Here is a 16,054-nt window from a genome sequence, read left to right as displayed (position 1 = left end):
CCGGCGATTTGTAATGTTATCTAGCTGTGTGTGAGGGTGGCACACGCTCAACATAATCTTTAAACGAATGAGACTGACTGCATAGTGATAGATTCTGACTATATATTGCACTAACCAGGTTTGGTTTAAACAATCGCAACACTATTAAAAATCCCCTCTCTCTTCCCGACCATTAGAGGAAGCAGGGTATTTTTATGCCATGTAACATTGTGAGCTTGCTAAGAATAATATCGTTCAATTTCGAACAAAGTCCTCAGCATTTCCGAAAGAAATATCCTACACTCGGTTTTCGAGTTTTCCTTGGATCCAATGCAACACCCTACAGAGCCCGACAGAGGGAATAATCAATGACTATTTGGACCGACGCCCAGATACAGCGATTAACGCAAGGCAGCGACATTCAGTCCACATTCGAAGTCGCTCTTAGCCTTATTTACGAGATGGGATTTGAGTACTGCGCATTTGCGGTCAGCCCTCACTCGCAAAGTACTCAAACACACACTGTAAAGATCAACAACTACCCGGACGAATGGAACAAAAAATACGAAGCGCATAACTATGTCGCAATAGATCCGATCGTAAAATATTGCAGTCAGTCGGTTTTGCCTATCCTCTGGGATGACAACGCGTTCTCTGGCACCCCTGCCTTTTGGGAAGATACGCAAGCCCATGGGATGCGTCATGGCTGGTCGCAATCGGTGCATGATCTTCGTGGATTCTTCAGCGTACTGAGCCTCTCACGAAGCCACCAACCGATCACTGCCAGGGAGCTCTACGGGAAGGCAGGCCAACTTATCTGGCTAAGCCACACGCTGCACTCAATCGTCGCGCAGAAGATGCTATCCGACGCTGACTTTCGTGACGGGACCAGTTTATCGACCCGGGAAACCGAAGTCCTGAAATGGTCTGCGGACGGCAAGACCGCCTCCGACATTGCAACCATCCTCAATCTCTCGGAGCGGACCGTGAATTTCCATGTGAGCAGCGCAATAAAGAAGATGGGCGTCAACAATAAAATCTCGGCAGTGGTGCAGGCCAGCCTGAAAGGATGGCTCTGAGCCTTGCCGTACGGTAGACAAAGACCGAACTATCCACTGTTCGCGCCGATAAAACCTGCGAGTAATTCATTAGAAAAAAACGTACCATTTGCGGCCGCATCTGAGTGATGACGCGAGTTGCCCAGCACCGCGACGCAGTCCACTCAGACGATCCTGCAAGCATCAAAGCCGCCCAGGCCCTGCGGGACACCCGTTGATTACCCAGAGTCCCCGCACCATGCCCCTGCTCGACAGCCCCTTCGCCCAGCTCGACCTGATCCGCCAGCCTGAACAACAGAACGAGCCGTTACAGGCCTTCGACGCGGCTGATGAATTTCTGCTCAACCATCTGGCCGAGCAACGGCCGGCAGCGGGTACCCGGGTATTGGTGCTCAACGACAGCTTTGGCGCTCTGGCAGCCAGCCTGGTCGGGCATGTACAGGTCACCAGCAGCAGCGACTCGTTTCTCGCCACCCTGGCACTGGAGAAGAACCTGGTGCGTAACGGCCAGGCCTTCGATGCCGTGCCGATCGTGCCCGCCAGCGAAAACCTGACCGGACCGTTCGACCGGGTGTTGATCCGGGTGCCGAAAACCCTGGCCTTGCTGGAAGAACAGCTGATTCGCCTGCAAGACCAACTGGCCCCCGGTGCGCAGGTGATTGCGGCCGCCATGGTCAAACACCTGCCACGCGCCGCCGGCGATCTGCTGGAACGCTATATTGGCCCGGTACAGGCTTCGCTGGCGGTGAAAAAAGCCCGCCTGCTGATCGCCACGCCCGAGAGCAAAAAGCCAGCCGTATCGCCTTACCCGACTCGCTACACCCTCGAGGAGCCTGCGATCGAATTGTTGAACCATGCCAATGTGTTCTGCCGCGAAGGCCTGGATATCGGCACGCGGGCGTTTCTCCCACACTTGCCGAAAAACCTTGGCAGTGCGCGGGTCGCCGACCTGGGATGCGGTAACGGGGTGCTGGCCATCGCCAGCGCGCTGCAAAACCCTCAGGCTCAGTACACGCTGGTGGATGAATCATTCATGGCGGTGCAATCGGCGGCCGAAAACTGGCGCGCGGCACTCGGTGAGCGCGCAGTGATTGTCCGCGCTGGCGACGGCCTGGCCGGGCAAGAGCCGCAATCGCTTGACGTCGTGTTATGCAACCCGCCGTTTCACCAGCAACAGGTGGTCGGTGATTTTCTTGCCTGGCGGATGTTCCAACAAGCTCGTGAAGCGCTGGTGGTCGGTGGCGCGTTGTATATCGTCGGCAATCGTCATCTGGGCTATCACAGCAAACTCGCCCGATTGTTCCGTGGCGTCGAACAAGTAGCGACCACGCCCAAGTTCGTGATTCTCAAAGCGCGTAAATAGCGCTCGAATCCCAGGCAAAAAAAACCCTCCGTCAGGAGGGTTATAAATCCGTGCCGCAAGGCAACGGGATGGGAATGGGTGTCGCGAATTTCAGTGTGTGGTCAGGCCGGCGGCGTTCATGAACATGCGCATCAGGCTGGCGACGATCGCCAAGGTCAGCACGCTACCGGTCCAGATCACCGCCAGCCAGCCAAGCCTGTGCCAGAGCGGTTTCTTTTCCGCCTGTTCGATTTCCTGCAAGGAGTGTTTGCCGGTCATTACCTGAAATCCTCTCCGGGGGTTTGATGGCGCCCAAGAAGACGCCATCGCGAGCAAGCTCGCTCCTACACCTAGTGATAACCGTCTTCATGGGTGACCTTGCCGCGGAACACGTAGTAGCTCCAAAAGGTGTAACCCAGGATGAACGGGATGATGAATAACGTGCCGACCAGCATGAATCCCTGGCTCTGCGGCGGTGCCGCGGCGTCCCAGATCGATATCGACGGTGGCACGATGTTCGGCCACAGGCTGATGCCCAGACCGCTGTAGCCGAGAAAGATCAGCACCAGGGTCAACAGGAACGGCGTGTAATGCGCATTGCGGGCCACGGCGCGGATCAAACCGTACAGGGTCACCAACACCAGAATCGGCACCGGCAGGAACCAGAACAGATTCGGCAAGGTAAACCAGCGGGCTGCGATCTCGACGTGGGCCAGCGGGGTCCAGATACTGACAATGCCGATCACCGCCAACAAGACGAACGCCAACGGTCGCGCAAGATTATGCATCTGCTCCTGCAGCTTGCCTTCAGTCTTCATGATCAGCCAGGTGCAGCCGAGCAAAGCATAGGCGACCACCAGTGCCACACCGCAGAACAGTGTGAAGGGCGTGAACCAATCCAGCGAACCGCCGGCGAACTGGCGGTTGACCACCGGAATGCCATCGATGAAAGCCCCCAGCGCCACGCCCTGAAAGAAGGTCGCCGTCAGCGAGCCGCCGATAAAGGCCTTGTCCCAGAGGTGTCGCTTGTCGTCCTTGGCCTTGAAGCGGAATTCGAAGGCAACGCCGCGGAAAATCAACCCGATCAGCATCAGGATCAACGGCAGGTACAGCGCCGAGAGCACCACCGAGTAGGCCAGCGGAAAGGCCCCGAAGAGTGCGGCGCCGCCCAGCACCAGCCAGGTTTCGTTACCGTCCCAGACCGGCGCGACGGTGTTCATCATCACGTCGCGATCGCGGTCCTCCTTGACGAAGGGGAAAAGGATTCCGATCCCCAGGTCGAACCCATCCATAACCACGTACATCATGATGCCGAAGATGATGATCACGGCCCAGATCAGCGGAAGATCAATACCCATGACTCAGTTCCCCTTGTTCAGGCTGTCGCTGTGATTGCCATCATCATCAGCAGCGGAAAGCGGACGCGCTGGTGTACGTTTCTGGCCAGGACCACCGTGGCTTGCTTCGGCCCCCTCGTTGAGCACCGGTCCTTTGCGCACCAGACGCATCATGTAGCCCAGACCCACGCCAAACAGCGAGAAATACACCACGACGAACAAGGCAAGGGTGATACTCATCTGCGTCAAGCCATGCCCCGACGAGGCATCCGCCGTGCGCATCAATCCGTAGACCACCCACGGCTGGCGCCCGATCTCGGTGGTGAACCAGCCGGCAAGGAGCGCGATCAGACCGGACGGCCCCATCCACAGCGCCAGATACAGGAACGGACGAGACGAATACAGGGTGTCGCGCTTGCGCAGCCACAGGCTCCACAACCCGGTGAAGATCATCAGCATACCCAGCCCGACCATGACCCGGAACGACCAGAAAACAATGCTCGAATTCGGTCGGTCTTCAGGTGGGAAGTCCTTGAGCGCCGGTACTTGTTTGTCCAGCGAGTGGGTCAGGATCAGGCTGCCCAAATAAGGGATTTCTACGGCAAAACGGGTCTTCTCGGCTTTCATGTCCGGCCAGCCGAACAGGATCAACGGAGTCGGCTCATTGCCGACATTCTCCCAATGGCCCTCGATCGCGGCGATTTTTGCCGGTTGATGCTCGAGGGTATTGAGGCCGTGGAAGTCACCGATAACCGCCTGGATCGGCGCCACGACCAGCGCCATCCACATCGCCATCGACAGCATCGTACGGATTGCCGGGTTATCACGGCCGCGCAGCAGGTGCCAGGCAGCGGACGAACCGACGAAGAAGGCGGTAGCGACAAAGGCCGCCGTGGCCATGTGCATCAGACGGTAGGGGAAAGACGGGTTGAAAATCACTGCCAGCCAGTCAACCGGAATCACCCGACCGTCAATGATTTCGAAACCTTGCGGGGTTTGCATCCAGCTGTTGGAAGCCAGGATCCAGAAGGTCGATATCAGCGTACCGATGGCCACCATGACGGTTGCGAAGAAGTGCAGCTTGCGCCCGACCCGGTTCCAGCCGAACAGCATGACGCCGAGGAAACCAGCCTCGAGGAAGAACGCCGTGAGCACCTCATAGGTCAGCAGCGGCCCGGTGACAGACCCGGCAAAGTCGGAGAAGCGGCTCCAGTTGGTGCCGAACTGATAGGCCATGACCAGCCCGGAAACTACACCCATGCCGAAGTTGACGGCAAAGATCTTCGACCAGAAATGGTACAGATCGCGGTAGGTATCGTTGTGCGTCTTCAGCCACAGGCCTTCGAGCACCGCCAGGTAACTCGCCAGACCAATAGTGATGGCTGGAAACAGGATGTGGAACGAGATGGTAAACGCGAACTGAATTCGGGCGAGATCAAGTGCCTCCAAACCGAACATAAGTCTTCCTCTGTCAGGTAATACCGGCTGCCGGCTAGAGGCCTGCACCCACTGCCCCCACGGATATGGCGCGTGGCGAATTCAAATTCGTTTTTTCTAAACCATCACAACGCAGGGATTCTGGCCATCTGGCCGCCAGATCAGTTCCGGAAAAGGAATTGATCTGGATCAATCAACGTTCAAAGAGTAGTCCCATTTTCAGGCCTGGACTGTGTGGTCGTTTGTCGCGTGACAGGTTGCCTCACCGGACACTGTGGCGAGGGAGTGGCCCCCTCGCCATAGGGAATGTCGTCATTGTTGAAATAGATGCTTGGCTAACGAAATTTTCGGCCATAGCACCCAATGGTTACAGCTTGGTGATAGTCTCGTTTTCCCCCCGCACAGACCTGCCTTTCAGATGCCTAGCCAAGCCCCCCTTCTGTTGCGTCATCACCGCCCTTTTATCGCGTTCTGGCTTGCTCGGGTGTTTACCGCCAGTGGTTTCCAGATGCTGACCGTGGCCATTGGCTGGAACCTCTATCAACTGACCGGCAATGTCCTGGACCTCGGTTGGGTCGGGCTGGTGGAGTTCGCCCCGAGGGTGCTGTTCATGCTCCACACCGGGCATGTTGCGGACCGTTATGACCGGCGCAAAATCGCAGCCATCTGTCAGTCCTTACAAGCATTGATCGCGTTGGCCCTGGTGATCGGCAGTGTCACCGACAACGTCACCCGGGAAATGATCTTCATCCTCGCCTTCCTGCTGGGTGCCGCCCGCTCGTTCGAAATGCCGACAACTCAAGCGTTGCTGCCGACCATCGTCCCCGGTGCACTGTTCCCGCGAGCCGTTGCCGCGTCGCAGTCAGCCCAACAATCAGCCACCATTGTCGCGCCGGCTCTGGGCGGTTTGCTCTATGCCTTCGGCAGCGTCTGGGTTTACGGCCCCACCGTGATTTTGTACATCATTGCCTGCCTGCTGATGCTCAACCTGCCCGCCCGACAGACACCGCTGAACAAAGGCAAGGCGACGCTGGACTCGCTGCTGGCCGGGATTCGCTTCATTCGCAGTCGGCCGGACATTCTCGGGGCGATTTCCCTGGACCTGTTCGCCGTACTGCTGGGGGGGGCGACAGCATTGCTGCCGGTGTTCGCCAAAGACATCCTGCTCACCGGGCCATGGGGCCTGGGGTTACTGCGCTCGGCCCCTGCTGTCGGCGCCTTGCTGATGTCGCTGTGGCTGGCGCGCTTTGCCGTGGAGCGCAACGTCGGGCGAATCATGTTCACCGCCGTCGCCGTATTCGGCGTTGCGACCATCGCCTTTGGCTTATCGACCTCATTCTGGTTCTCCCTCGCGGTCCTGGTGGTGCTGGGCGCCGCTGACATGATCAGCATGGTGATCCGCGCCTCCTTCGTGCAACTGGAGACCCCGGACGAAATGCGCGGCCGGGTCAGCGCCGTGAACGGCCTGTTCATCGGTGCCTCGAACCAGTTGGGTGAATTCGAATCCGGCGTGACCGCCCATTGGTTCGGTACCGTGCCGGCTGTGGTGCTCGGTGGGATCGGTACGCTGATGGTCACCGGCGCATGGATCAAACTGTTTCCGACACTGGCCAAACGCGACCGCATGCATGCGGTCGCGAGTGTCGAAACCAACGCCTGAGGAGCCCTTCGCGGTTAAACCACCAACTCCCCCGCCAACGCCGCTCGCTTGGCCTTGCCGCAGAGTTGCTCAACCAGTGTCAGCGCAAACGGCAGCGCCGCGCCGGAGCCTTGGGCGGTGATGCAATTGCCGTCGACGACGACCGGTTGGTCGATGAAGTTACAGCCGGACAACTGATGGCTGGCTGTTGGCAGGCAGGTCATGCGCCGCTGGCGCAGAACGCCATAAGTCTGCAAGGCCTGCGCCGGGGCTTCGGCGATGCCGGCGAACAGACGTCCGGCCGCAGCCTGGTCCGTGACCAATTGCAGCAAGGGTTGATTGGCCGCCAGGTGCTGGACGCCGACCACACCGCCGGGCAGTACGATCAAGTCGAAATGCTGTGCCAGCACATCCACCAGCATGGCGTCGGCCGTCAGCCGGGTACCGCGCGCGCAAGTGAGCATGCGCCGAGACTCAATGCTGGCCACCACCACTTCAATCCCGGCGCGGCGCAGTACATCGATCAGGGTCACGCTTTGCAGGTCGTCGATGCCTTCGGCGAGGGTGATCAGAGCTCTAAAGGTCATGGGCTGTTTCCACACAATAATCCTTAAAGCTTAGTCAGCTTTCCTTATAAGCGTCCGGCGAGTGCAATTACTTGATGTAGATCTGCGCTGACAGGGTGTTTCCAGGCGCGTTGATGGACGTGTTACTGAAGGTGAAGGTGCCCTCCTGTTTGCCGACCAGATCGAAGATATAGAGATAACCGACTATTTTCGCCGAATCGGAACACGCCCCCAAACCATTGCCGGCGGCCGCACAGACCCTCGTTTTATTACCACTCACCGCTAAACCGTCCAACGCGACAATCGGGTTTCGGCCATAACCCTGCTCCAGCACGAAAACCCTGATAGTCCCACCGCCGTGATTGCAGTGGGTCTGTTCACGGCCATCCGATACGTCTTCCAGGCCACAGACCGGCGACTGGACCTTGAGAATTTTCACCTCGCTCAACGGCGGGGCCGGAGCAGCCAAGGCGGTTTGTGCCCCTGTTAGCAGGGCACCCAACAACCCAAGACGCAAAACGACACTGTTCTTTGTGCAATACATATCTACCCCCAAACTTGCGCGCAGTATGCCCCACTACCCACTACGGCAAAACAACGCCAAGGATCGCAGTCATTGGTGCAAGCTACTGGTATGATGCGCGGCTTTTTCCGACCCACAGAAAATCAACAGGTGCTTCAGGCAGACTGTGCTTTGCTGTTTGAGTCGATACATTCACGGCGCCGGGCGCGCCACGGGGAGCAGACATGCTGGAAAGGCTGTTTCAACTCAAGGCACACAACACCAACGTGCAGACCGAGATTCTTGCGGGCCTCACGACCTTCCTGGCCATGGCCTACATTCTGTTCGTCAACCCGAGCATCCTCGGCGAGACCGGCATGGACAAGGGTGCAGTGTTTGTCGCGACCTGTCTGGCGGCGGCCATCGGCTCGACCGTGATGGGCCTGATCGCCAACTACCCGATCGCTCTGGCGCCGGGCATGGGCTTGAACGCCTTCTTCACCTACACCGTAGTCCTGCACATGGGCCACACCTGGCAAGTAGCACTGGGGGCGGTGTTCATCTCGGCGGTGATGTTTTTCCTGTTGTCGATCTTCCGCATCCGCGAATGGATCATCAACAGCATCCCGCTGGCGCTGCGCTCGGCGATTGCCGCCGGTATTGGCCTGTTTCTGGCACTGATCGCCCTGCACAACGCCGGCATCGTGGTCAGTAACCCAGCCACTATGGTTGGCTTGGGCGATCTGAAACAACCGGCACCGATCCTCGCCACCCTGGGTTTCGCCCTGATCGTCGCTCTTGAAGCCCTGAAGGTTCGTGGCGCCGTGCTGATCGGCATTCTTTCGGTGACTATTGTTTCCATCGCGCTGGGCTTTACCCCGTTCGGCGGCGTGATGTCGATGCCGCCTCCCCTGGCGCCGACCTTCCTGCAACTGGACATCAAAGGCGCGCTGGACATCGGTCTGGTCAGCGTGATCTTCGCTTTCCTGTTCGTCGATCTGTTCGACAACTCTGGCACTCTGATCGGCGTGGCCAAACGCGCCGGCCTGATGGGCAAAGACGGCCACATGCCGAAAATGGGTCGCGCCCTGATCGCCGACAGTACTGCGGCCATGGCAGGCTCCTTGCTGGGCACCTCGACGACCACCAGCTATATCGAGTCGGCAGCGGGCGTCAGCGCCGGCGGCCGTACCGGTCTAACCGCCATTGTTGTGGCGATCCTGTTCCTGCTGGCATTGTTCTTCGCGCCACTGGCCGGCAGCGTTCCAGCCTTCGCCACCGCGCCCGCCCTGCTGTTCGTCGCGGTACTGATGACCTCCGGCCTGGCCGAAATCGACTGGGACGACATCACTGTCGCCGCGCCTGTAGTTGTCACCGCCCTGGCGATGCCGTTCACTTATTCCATCGCCAACGGCATTGCCTTCGGTTTCATCTCCTGGACCGCGATCAAGGTGCTGTCCGGTCGTGGTCGTGAACTGAACTCGGCGCTGGTGATTCTGTCGATTCTGTTTGTGATCAAGCTGGGTTGGTTCAACGCATGAGTGCTCCGTCTTTCGACACCGAAGCCTACACCCGTCAGCTCGACGAAAAAGCTGCGCGCCTGCGCGAACTGCTGGCGCCGTTCGATGCGCCCGAGCCTAAGGTGTTTGACTCACCGCTGAAGAATTTCCGCCTGCGTACCGAATTCCGCCTGTGGCGTGAAGACGGCGAGCGCCACTACGCGATGTTCGCCCCGGGGGACAATCGCACGCCGATCCTGATCGAAGAGTTCCCGATCGCCAGCCTGCGCATCAATCAATTGATGCCGCAGCTCAAGGCGGCATGGCAAGCCAGCGCAGCATTGAGCCACAAGCTGTTTCAGGTGGATTTCCTGACCACCCTGGCTGGCGATGCGATGATCACCCTGTGCTATCACCGCCCGCTGGATGAGCACTGGCAAGTCGCCGCAGAAAAACTGGCCGCCGACTTGAATGTCAGCGTGATAGGTCGTTCCAAGGGCAAGCGCGAGGTGATTGGCCGCGATTATGTGGTCGAGAAGCTCGACGTCGGCGGCCGCACGTTCAGCTACCGCCAACCGGAAGGCGCGTTCACTCAGCCCAACGGTACGGTCAACCAGAAGATGCTCAACTGGGCGTTCGAATCACTCGGCGAGCGTTCGGATGACTTGCTGGAGCTGTATTGCGGCAACGGCAACTTCACCCTGCCGCTGGCAACCCGTGTGCGCAAAGTGCTGGCCACCGAAATCAGCAAGACCTCGGTGAATGCCGCATTGAGCAACCTCAGCGAAAACGCTGTGGATAATGTCACCCTGGTGCGTTTGTCCGCAGAAGAACTGACCGAAGCCTTGAACGAGGTTCGCCCGTTCCGCCGTTTGCACGGCATCGACCTCAAGAGCTACGAGTTCGGCAGCGTGTTCGTCGACCCACCGCGCGCCGGTATGGACCCGGACACCTGCGAGCTGACCCGACGCTTCGAGAATATCCTCTACATCTCGTGCAACCCGGAAACCCTCGCGGCCAACATCGCCCAACTGCACGACACCCACCGCATCACCCGCTGTGCGCTGTTCGACCAATTCCCATGGACTCATCATATGGAGTCCGGGGTGTTGTTGACCCGGCGCTGAAACTGCTCTGACCTACAAAACAGCCGTCGCAATGATGGCTGTTTTGCATGGGTCATCCGGGCAGCTTAAAGGGTGACATCGACCTTGCGCGGACGACCACCCTTTCTACCGTTAGCACGGGCCGCCTGCGCTTTGGCATCACTGCTTTGCCGTCCATTGCGCGAGGCGATCACTACCGCTGCCATGTCCATCAACGGCTTGCTGGCCGATATCAGACCAGCAATGGATACCTGTAAATCCCGCGCCTCATGACAGATCGCCGTACCTGCAAAGCCAATTTCCAGTCCGGCGAAATCCTCGCCCTTGAAATCATCGAATTCCGGATAGTTCTTCACCGGCAGCAGGATCGCGCTGCCATCTTCAAAACCGATAGACAGGCGCTGCTCCTGAAACTTCACGGTGGTCGCATTGACCCCGCAACTGCGGCGAGCCTGACCACGTTCTATCGCCTCATCCAGAACGGCCTCGGTTACCGGCCCATCGAATGGCACCCTGGCCTTTATCGTTTTCATAGTTCGATCTCCACCCTGTCTGGCGCATCAACCAGCTCCAGCAGGGTTCTATTGCCCTCTAGCTCATAACGAGCCGACTCAATCAGATAGGTCGTGCTGCCAGGCCTCTTCGTTGCGACCACTTCATCTGCCTGCCAATCCCACAATTGATTATCCAGGCAGGCAGTCTGAATTTTGGCCCACCAAATACTGCGCGCACGCTGCAAATGAGCAGGTTGTTTCAGCTCCTGACGCAAGCCCTCCAGGATCGCCAAAGGCGGTCGACGGGCATAAGGGATGACATCCCACAGCTCAACGCCGTTATGCCAGAAGCTGAATTTGAAACGAGCACTCCATCTGCCTCCGTCGACATGCACGTGAGGCGGACAGTGTTCGTCTCGCAGCATGAGCACCATCGCCAATCCCTTGTAGTTGCATATTTTCATGCTAACCCATCCGTTAGGTTAATAAGCCACTTGGCTCGTTTTTCCTTAATGAATCCGACAGCTGGCAGTTTTCCATGCCACTGCCCGGACTTGAGATTAGTTCTGCCAGCGGGCAAAGCCCCTCGTCCTGCGGCTCCAAGCCGTAAGCAATTCTTACGACCCTGCCCTCTGCCCTGGCCGAAATGTCCGATCACCGAACACTTATTTCTGCCTTTTTTCGCCTGCCGCATGTCTTCAATTGACCGAAGTAACTAGTTAGTACAATTTATCCCCACAGGCTGACTCTCTCAGCCAAAGCCAAAAATAACAGCGGAGATACCCCACATGTCCCCTATCGTTCTGGTGCTCAACGGCCCGAACCTGAACATGCTCGGCACCCGTGAGCCGGCGACTTATGGCCATGAAACCCTGGCTGACATTTCTGCCTTGTGCGGCCGTGCCGCAGAGGAGTTCGGGTTGGCGGTAGAGTTTCGCCAGACCAACCACGAGGGCGAGTTGCTCGACTGGATTCACGGCGCTCGCGGCCGTTGCGCCGGGATCGTGATCAACCCGGCGGCCTGGACCCACACTTCGGTGGCAATCCGCGATGCACTGGTGGCCAGTGAGCTGCCGGTGATCGAAGTCCACCTGTCCAACGTCCATGCTCGCGAACCGTTCCGTCATCACTCGTTTGTGTCGGCGATTGCCAAGGCCGTGCTTTGCGGTTTTGGTAGCAACGGCTATCGCCTGGCGCTGGAGCATTTCAGCCAGCAGTTGAAGGGGTAATCGATATGTCGCAGAAAACCGGTGTACTGGCTGGACTGATTGGCGCGGGCATCCAGGCATCGCGCACACCCGCACTTCACGAGCATGAAGGCGATGCCCAGGGCTTGCGCTACCTCTATCGGTTGATCGATCTGGACCCGTTGAAACTCGACAGCAACGCCCTGCCCGAGCTGCTGTTGGCCGCCGAGCGGATGAACTTTACCGGGCTGAACATCACCTTCCCGTGCAAGCAAACGATCATCCCGTTGCTCGACGAACTTTCACCTGAGGCAAGCGGCATCGGCGCGGTGAACACCGTGGTGCTCAAGGATGGCAAACGCATCGGCCACAACACTGATTGTCTGGGCTTTGCCGAAGGTTTTCGGCGTGGCTTGAATGGCGTCGCCCGCCGGCACGTGGTGCAAATGGGCGCAGGCGGTGCCGGGGCGGCGGTTGCCCACGCGCTGCTGAGCGAAGGTGTGCAACAGCTGAGCATTTTCGATGTGGAAACCAGCCGCGCACAAAGCCTGGCAGACAACCTTAACAAGCACTTCGGTGCCGGTCGCGCCCGTGCGGGAAGCGATCTGCCGAGCGCACTGGCGCAAGCCGATGGCTTGGTGAACACCACACCGATGGGCATGGCCAAGCTGCCTGGAATGCCAGTGCCGGTGGAGTTACTGAGAGCAGAATTGTGGATCGCAGAGATCGTCTACTTCCCGCTGGAAACCGAACTGCTGCGCAACGCTCGAGCTTTAGGCTGTCGCACACTGGATGGCGGCACGATGGCGGTGTTTCAGGCAGTGAAGGCGTTTGAATTGTTCAGCGGCGTGGTGCCGGATGCGCAGCGAATGCTTGAGCACTTTCAGAGCATGAATAGCTAAGAGATGCACAGGTATGTGTGGCGAGGGGGCAAGCCCCTCGCCACAGCTCAGGCCTGCAAATACCGCAACACCGACTCGCTGATCATTTCGCGATGGCGCTGTTTGATCGCTTCGTCCGCCAGATTGATCTGGAAGATTTCGCCAAAGGTATTGCGGTTCGAGACGCGGTAGAAACAGAACGAACTGATCAGCAAATGTACGTCCAGTGGTTCAAGCCCACGGCGGAACACGCCCTCCTCGGCACCGCGCTCAAGAATCTCCCCCAGTGAATCCAGAATGGTGTTGTTCATCGCCTTGATCGCGTCGGACTGCTTCACGTACTCGGCATTGTGAATGTTCTCGATGCTGACGATGCGCACGAAATCGACGTTGCGATCATGGTGATCGAAGGTGAATTCCACCAGCCGCCGAATCGCCTCACGGGGCTCCAGCTCAGCCAGGTGCAGACGGCTCTCGGTGCTGCGAATATCGCCGTAGAGTTTCTCCAGAACCTCGACGTAGAGCTGCTCCTTACTGCCGAAGTAGTAATAGATCATTCGTTTGGAGGTGTGGATACGCTCGGCGATGGCATCAACGCGAGCACCCGAAAGCCCCTGCTGGACGAACTCGACAATAGCCTCTTGAAGAATATTCTCGCGGGTCTTTTCCGGGTTGTTCTTGCGACTCTTGCGCGGCTCGAGAGCAGGCTCATCGGGCGCTACAGAGAGGTCTGGGGTCATAGTCATTCCGGGCTCACGGCCATCACTGCACAGGTAGCGATTATGGGCCGCGCCGCGCAGTGAAGGAAAGGACACTGGCGGCCGTTTCTGACCGCCGTTACCAAACGCTTACAACTTGGCCTGCCGCACGCCACCACTGCGTGACTTGGCCATCGCTGCCAGGCGCACCGCGACGTTCGCCGCGCCATAACCCAAGTAGCCATTCTTGCGCTGGATAATTTCAAAGAAGAAGCGCCCTTCGAAAGGTTCGGTGTAGACATGGAACAGCTCACCGCCTTGCGCGTCGCGGTCATACAGCACGTTGTAGTACGCCAGTTCACTGAGAAACTCGTCGTCGAAATCAAAACGTGCCGCGAGGTCGTCGTAATAGTTCAGAGGGATATCCAGCAGCGGCACCCCTGCCTCTTTGGCCCGACTGACTTCGGCGAAGATGTTGTCACAATCGAAGGCAATGTGGTGTACCCCAGAACCGCGGTAACTGGACAAGGCGTGTGAAATCGCCGTGTTGCGGTTCTCGGAGATGTTCAATGGCAAACGAATCGAGCTGCAACGGCTGCGTAGCGCACGGCTCTTCACCAGACCATAAGGATCGGGCAGTACCACTTCATCGTCGGCCTCGAAATCCAGCAGGCTTTTGTAGAACAGCACCCAGCTGTCGAGACTGTCCGCCGGCAGCGCCATGGCCATATGGTCGATGCGCTTGAGACCGCCGCTGGCGATCAGCGCCGGTTGCAGATTGAAGTCGGTGTCGTAGAGGGTTTTGCCGTCGACGTCCTGATCCACCAGGTAAATCAGGCTGCCATCCGGCGCCCGTACGGCCGCCAGCTCAAGCTCATTCGGCCCGACCAGACCGCGATAAGGCTGGCCTTTGTAAGCAACAGCCCGAGCCAGTGCGCTGGCGCTGTCCTTGACCCGAATCGCCGTAGCGCACAGCGACGGCCCGTGAGCTTCGAAAAAGCTGTGGGCAAATGAATAGGGCTCTGAGTTGAGAATCAGGTTGATATCGCCCTGGCGTAGCAAGCTGACGTTCTTGGAACGATGCTGACCGGCCTTGACGAACCCCAGGCGCTCCAGCCAGTGAGACAGTTTGGCGCCAAGGCTTTCGTCCACCGCAAACTCGAGAAACTCGATGCCGTCGTACTCGCTGGCCGCAGGCGTGGCGAACAGAGTATCAAGGTTAGCCGCAGGTACAGTTTCTTGTTGCAGGCGCTCGCGGGTTTTTTCTTCCAGGTACAGCAAGGAGCGCAAACCATCGGCGGCATTGGCCCGGGGCGGCGCGGCGCGGAAACCGTCGTTGAAGATTTCCAGCGACAACGGTCCGGTGTAGCCACTCTTGATGATTGGCGCGAGGAAGCCCGGCAGGTCGAACTCACCCTGACCAGGGAAACAGCGGAAGTGCCGGCTCCACTCCAGAACATCCATGGCCAGAATCGGTGCGTCGGCCATTTGCACGAAAAAGATCTTGTCGCCCGGAATCTCGGCGATGGCCCTCGGATCGCCCTTGAGCGACAGGGTGTGAAAGCTGTCCAGCAACACGCCAAGGCTCGGGTGATCGGCCTGACGGACGATGTTCCAGACCTGTTGATAAGTGTTCACATGCCGGCCCCAGGCCAGCGCTTCATAGCCAATCCGCAGGCCCCGAGCGCCAGCGCGCTCGGCCAACAGGCGCAAGTCGTCGATCAGGATTTGCTCATCACCGACGCTGTCTGCCGAGGCGTTGCTGCACACCAGCACCAGATCGGTGCCGAGTTCCTGCATCAGGTCGAACTTGCGCTCGGCCCGCTCGAGGTTGCGCGACAAACGATCGCGGCGGCAACCTTCAAAATCACGGAAAGGCTGAAACAGTGTGATGGCGATGCCCAAGTCAGCGCACATCTGCCTGATTTCACGCGGGCTGCCGTCGTAGTAGAGAAGGTCATTCTCGAAAATCTCCACCCCGTCAAAACCGGCGGCGGCGATGGCTTCAAGCTTTTCCGGCAGGGTACCGCTCAAGGAAACGGTGGCAATGGAACGCTGCATGTTTCAACTCCCGGTGAAATGGGCTGATCTTGTTAGAGGACCTGCACGCTTTTCGTAGCAGCTGCCGAAGGCTGCTACGGGGTTAGCGGTGTGAATTATTGAGCCGAGCCATCCATACAGCAATTCAAAGTGTACGAACTGGTTAGTTTTTCGGGCGATTATCGAACACAATGGCCGTTAGTGAATTGACGATTTTTCGCTCACTGCGCACCATCGACACCACATTGAACCCACCTTAAGAAAGCGGGTTTCAGTTACCAAAGACCCA

General features: G+C 58.4%; 16 protein-coding genes. 7 read left to right on the top strand and 9 right to left on the bottom strand.

Features of this window, described 5'->3' with window-relative positions:
• Nucleotides 1-347 precede the first annotated feature (347 nt).
• Both AC07UI_RS16965 and AC07UI_RS16960 read left to right on the top strand, forming a co-directional pair.
• On the top strand, nt 348-1,058 hold the full coding sequence (locus tag AC07UI_RS16965) for an autoinducer binding domain-containing protein (RefSeq protein WP_494993579.1): 711 nt from the start codon (nt 348-350) through the stop codon (nt 1,056-1,058).
• Nucleotides 1,059-1,275: 217 nt separating this feature from the next.
• Entirely contained in the window at nt 1,276-2,400 is a 1,125-nt protein-coding gene (locus AC07UI_RS16960) for a methyltransferase (protein ID WP_494993578.1), read from the top strand.
• 90 nt (nt 2,401-2,490) lie between these two features.
• On the opposite strand, the gene AC07UI_RS16955 is transcribed toward AC07UI_RS16960, so the two are convergent.
• The 3 genes from AC07UI_RS16955 to AC07UI_RS16945 all read right to left on the bottom strand — a co-directional run bounded on the left by AC07UI_RS16955 (nt 2,491) and on the right by AC07UI_RS16945 (nt 5,174).
• Nucleotides 2,491-2,658, bottom strand: coding sequence for a DUF2474 domain-containing protein (locus tag AC07UI_RS16955; protein WP_494993577.1), 168 nt, complete (start codon nt 2,656-2,658; stop codon nt 2,491-2,493).
• Nucleotides 2,659-2,729: 71 nt separating this feature from the next.
• Nucleotides 2,730-3,737 (bottom strand): cytochrome d ubiquinol oxidase subunit II, encoded by a 1,008-nt coding sequence (cydB, locus tag AC07UI_RS16950; protein WP_494993576.1) that lies wholly within the window; start codon nt 3,735-3,737, stop codon nt 2,730-2,732.
• Between the two features lie 3 nt (nt 3,738-3,740).
• Nucleotides 3,741-5,174, bottom strand: coding sequence for a cytochrome ubiquinol oxidase subunit I (locus AC07UI_RS16945; RefSeq protein ID WP_494993575.1), 1,434 nt, complete (start codon nt 5,172-5,174; stop codon nt 3,741-3,743).
• A 397-nt stretch (nt 5,175-5,571) separates the two neighbouring features.
• Here AC07UI_RS16945 and AC07UI_RS16940 point away from each other — a divergent pair, with 397 nt between their 5' ends.
• A complete protein-coding gene (locus AC07UI_RS16940; RefSeq protein WP_494993574.1) occupies nt 5,572-6,813 on the top strand; it encodes an MFS transporter in 1,242 nt (413 codons plus the stop codon).
• A gap of 14 nt (nt 6,814-6,827) precedes the next feature.
• Here AC07UI_RS16940 and AC07UI_RS16935 read toward each other — a convergent pair whose 3' ends face one another.
• The gene (locus AC07UI_RS16935; protein ID WP_494993573.1) at nt 6,828-7,379 is read right to left on the bottom strand and encodes a DJ-1 family glyoxalase III; all 552 of its coding nucleotides are present in this window, start codon (nt 7,377-7,379) and stop codon (nt 6,828-6,830) included.
• A gap of 67 nt (nt 7,380-7,446) precedes the next feature.
• Nucleotides 7,447-7,902, bottom strand: coding sequence for a DUF4879 domain-containing protein (locus AC07UI_RS16930; RefSeq protein ID WP_494993572.1), 456 nt, complete (start codon nt 7,900-7,902; stop codon nt 7,447-7,449).
• A gap of 203 nt (nt 7,903-8,105) precedes the next feature.
• Here AC07UI_RS16930 and AC07UI_RS16925 point away from each other — a divergent pair, with 203 nt between their 5' ends.
• Both AC07UI_RS16925 and trmA read left to right on the top strand, forming a co-directional pair.
• Entirely contained in the window at nt 8,106-9,401 is a 1,296-nt protein-coding gene (locus AC07UI_RS16925) for an NCS2 family permease (RefSeq protein WP_494993571.1), read from the top strand.
• Nucleotides 9,398-10,486, top strand: a complete 1,089-nt coding sequence (gene trmA, locus AC07UI_RS16920; protein WP_494993570.1) for a tRNA (uridine(54)-C5)-methyltransferase TrmA — start codon at nt 9,398-9,400, stop codon at nt 10,484-10,486. The genes AC07UI_RS16925 and trmA overlap by 4 nt, the downstream gene beginning before the upstream one ends.
• A 65-nt stretch (nt 10,487-10,551) precedes the next feature.
• On the opposite strand, the gene AC07UI_RS16915 is transcribed toward trmA, so the two are convergent.
• Nucleotides 10,552-10,998, bottom strand: coding sequence for a DUF2442 domain-containing protein (locus AC07UI_RS16915; protein ID WP_494993569.1), 447 nt, complete (start codon nt 10,996-10,998; stop codon nt 10,552-10,554).
• Nucleotides 10,995-11,423, bottom strand: a complete 429-nt coding sequence (locus AC07UI_RS16910) for a DUF4160 domain-containing protein (RefSeq protein WP_494993568.1) — start codon at nt 11,421-11,423, stop codon at nt 10,995-10,997. Before AC07UI_RS16910 ends, AC07UI_RS16915 begins: the two co-directional genes overlap by 4 nt.
• A gap of 324 nt (nt 11,424-11,747) precedes the next feature.
• On the opposite strand from AC07UI_RS16910, the gene aroQ reads away from it, so the two are divergent.
• Together aroQ and AC07UI_RS16900 are read left to right on the top strand one after the other, a co-directional pair.
• Nucleotides 11,748-12,188: a type II 3-dehydroquinate dehydratase gene (aroQ, locus tag AC07UI_RS16905; protein ID WP_494993567.1), complete on the top strand. Its 441-nt coding sequence runs from the start codon at nt 11,748-11,750 to the stop codon at nt 12,186-12,188.
• Nucleotides 12,189-12,193: 5 nt separating this feature from the next.
• Complete coding sequence (locus tag AC07UI_RS16900) at nt 12,194-13,048, top strand: shikimate dehydrogenase (protein ID WP_494993566.1); 855 nt, start codon at nt 12,194-12,196, stop codon at nt 13,046-13,048.
• A 47-nt stretch (nt 13,049-13,095) separates the two neighbouring features.
• Here the strand turns inward: AC07UI_RS16900 and AC07UI_RS16895 are convergent, their stop codons facing one another.
• Nucleotides 13,096-13,773, bottom strand: coding sequence for a TetR/AcrR family transcriptional regulator (locus AC07UI_RS16895; RefSeq protein WP_494993565.1), 678 nt, complete (start codon nt 13,771-13,773; stop codon nt 13,096-13,098).
• Between the two features lie 102 nt (nt 13,774-13,875).
• Nucleotides 13,876-15,786: a 3-dehydroshikimate dehydratase QuiC gene (gene quiC / locus AC07UI_RS16890; protein WP_494993564.1), complete on the bottom strand. Its 1,911-nt coding sequence runs from the start codon at nt 15,784-15,786 to the stop codon at nt 13,876-13,878.
• Nucleotides 15,787-16,054: the final 268 nt, after the last annotated feature.

Source organism: Pseudomonas sp. GW821-FHT04C07 (assembly GCF_059420325.1).
The sequence above is the reverse complement of the archived record's forward strand: the minus strand, read 5'-3'. Positions and strand labels throughout refer to the sequence as shown.

Bases quoted from the DNA above. Each gene is read 5' to 3' on its own strand.
- AC07UI_RS16930 (WP_494993572.1), bottom strand. From the start codon at position 7,902: ATGTATTGCACAAAGAACAGTGTCGTTTTGCGTCTTGGGTTGTTGGGT.
- AC07UI_RS16955 (WP_494993577.1), bottom strand. From the start codon at position 2,658: ATGACCGGCAAACACTCCTTGCAGGAAATCGAACAGGCGGAAAAGAAA.
- aroQ (WP_494993567.1), top strand. From the start codon at position 11,748: ATGTCCCCTATCGTTCTGGTGCTCAACGGCCCGAACCTGAACATGCTC.
- AC07UI_RS16925 (WP_494993571.1), top strand. From the start codon at position 8,106: ATGCTGGAAAGGCTGTTTCAACTCAAGGCACACAACACCAACGTGCAG.
- AC07UI_RS16940 (WP_494993574.1), top strand. From the start codon at position 5,572: ATGCCTAGCCAAGCCCCCCTTCTGTTGCGTCATCACCGCCCTTTTATC.
- AC07UI_RS16935 (WP_494993573.1), bottom strand. From the start codon at position 7,379: ATGACCTTTAGAGCTCTGATCACCCTCGCCGAAGGCATCGACGACCTG.
- quiC (WP_494993564.1), bottom strand. From the start codon at position 15,786: ATGCAGCGTTCCATTGCCACCGTTTCCTTGAGCGGTACCCTGCCGGAA.
- AC07UI_RS16910 (WP_494993568.1), bottom strand. From the start codon at position 11,423: ATGAAAATATGCAACTACAAGGGATTGGCGATGGTGCTCATGCTGCGA.
- AC07UI_RS16915 (WP_494993569.1), bottom strand. From the start codon at position 10,998: ATGAAAACGATAAAGGCCAGGGTGCCATTCGATGGGCCGGTAACCGAG.
- cydB (WP_494993576.1), bottom strand. From the start codon at position 3,737: ATGGGTATTGATCTTCCGCTGATCTGGGCCGTGATCATCATCTTCGGC.
- AC07UI_RS16960 (WP_494993578.1), top strand. From the start codon at position 1,276: ATGCCCCTGCTCGACAGCCCCTTCGCCCAGCTCGACCTGATCCGCCAG.
- trmA (WP_494993570.1), top strand. From the start codon at position 9,398: ATGAGTGCTCCGTCTTTCGACACCGAAGCCTACACCCGTCAGCTCGAC.
- AC07UI_RS16945 (WP_494993575.1), bottom strand. From the start codon at position 5,174: ATGTTCGGTTTGGAGGCACTTGATCTCGCCCGAATTCAGTTCGCGTTT.
- AC07UI_RS16965 (WP_494993579.1), top strand. From the start codon at position 348: ATGACTATTTGGACCGACGCCCAGATACAGCGATTAACGCAAGGCAGC.
- AC07UI_RS16900 (WP_494993566.1), top strand. From the start codon at position 12,194: ATGTCGCAGAAAACCGGTGTACTGGCTGGACTGATTGGCGCGGGCATC.
- AC07UI_RS16895 (WP_494993565.1), bottom strand. From the start codon at position 13,773: ATGACTATGACCCCAGACCTCTCTGTAGCGCCCGATGAGCCTGCTCTC.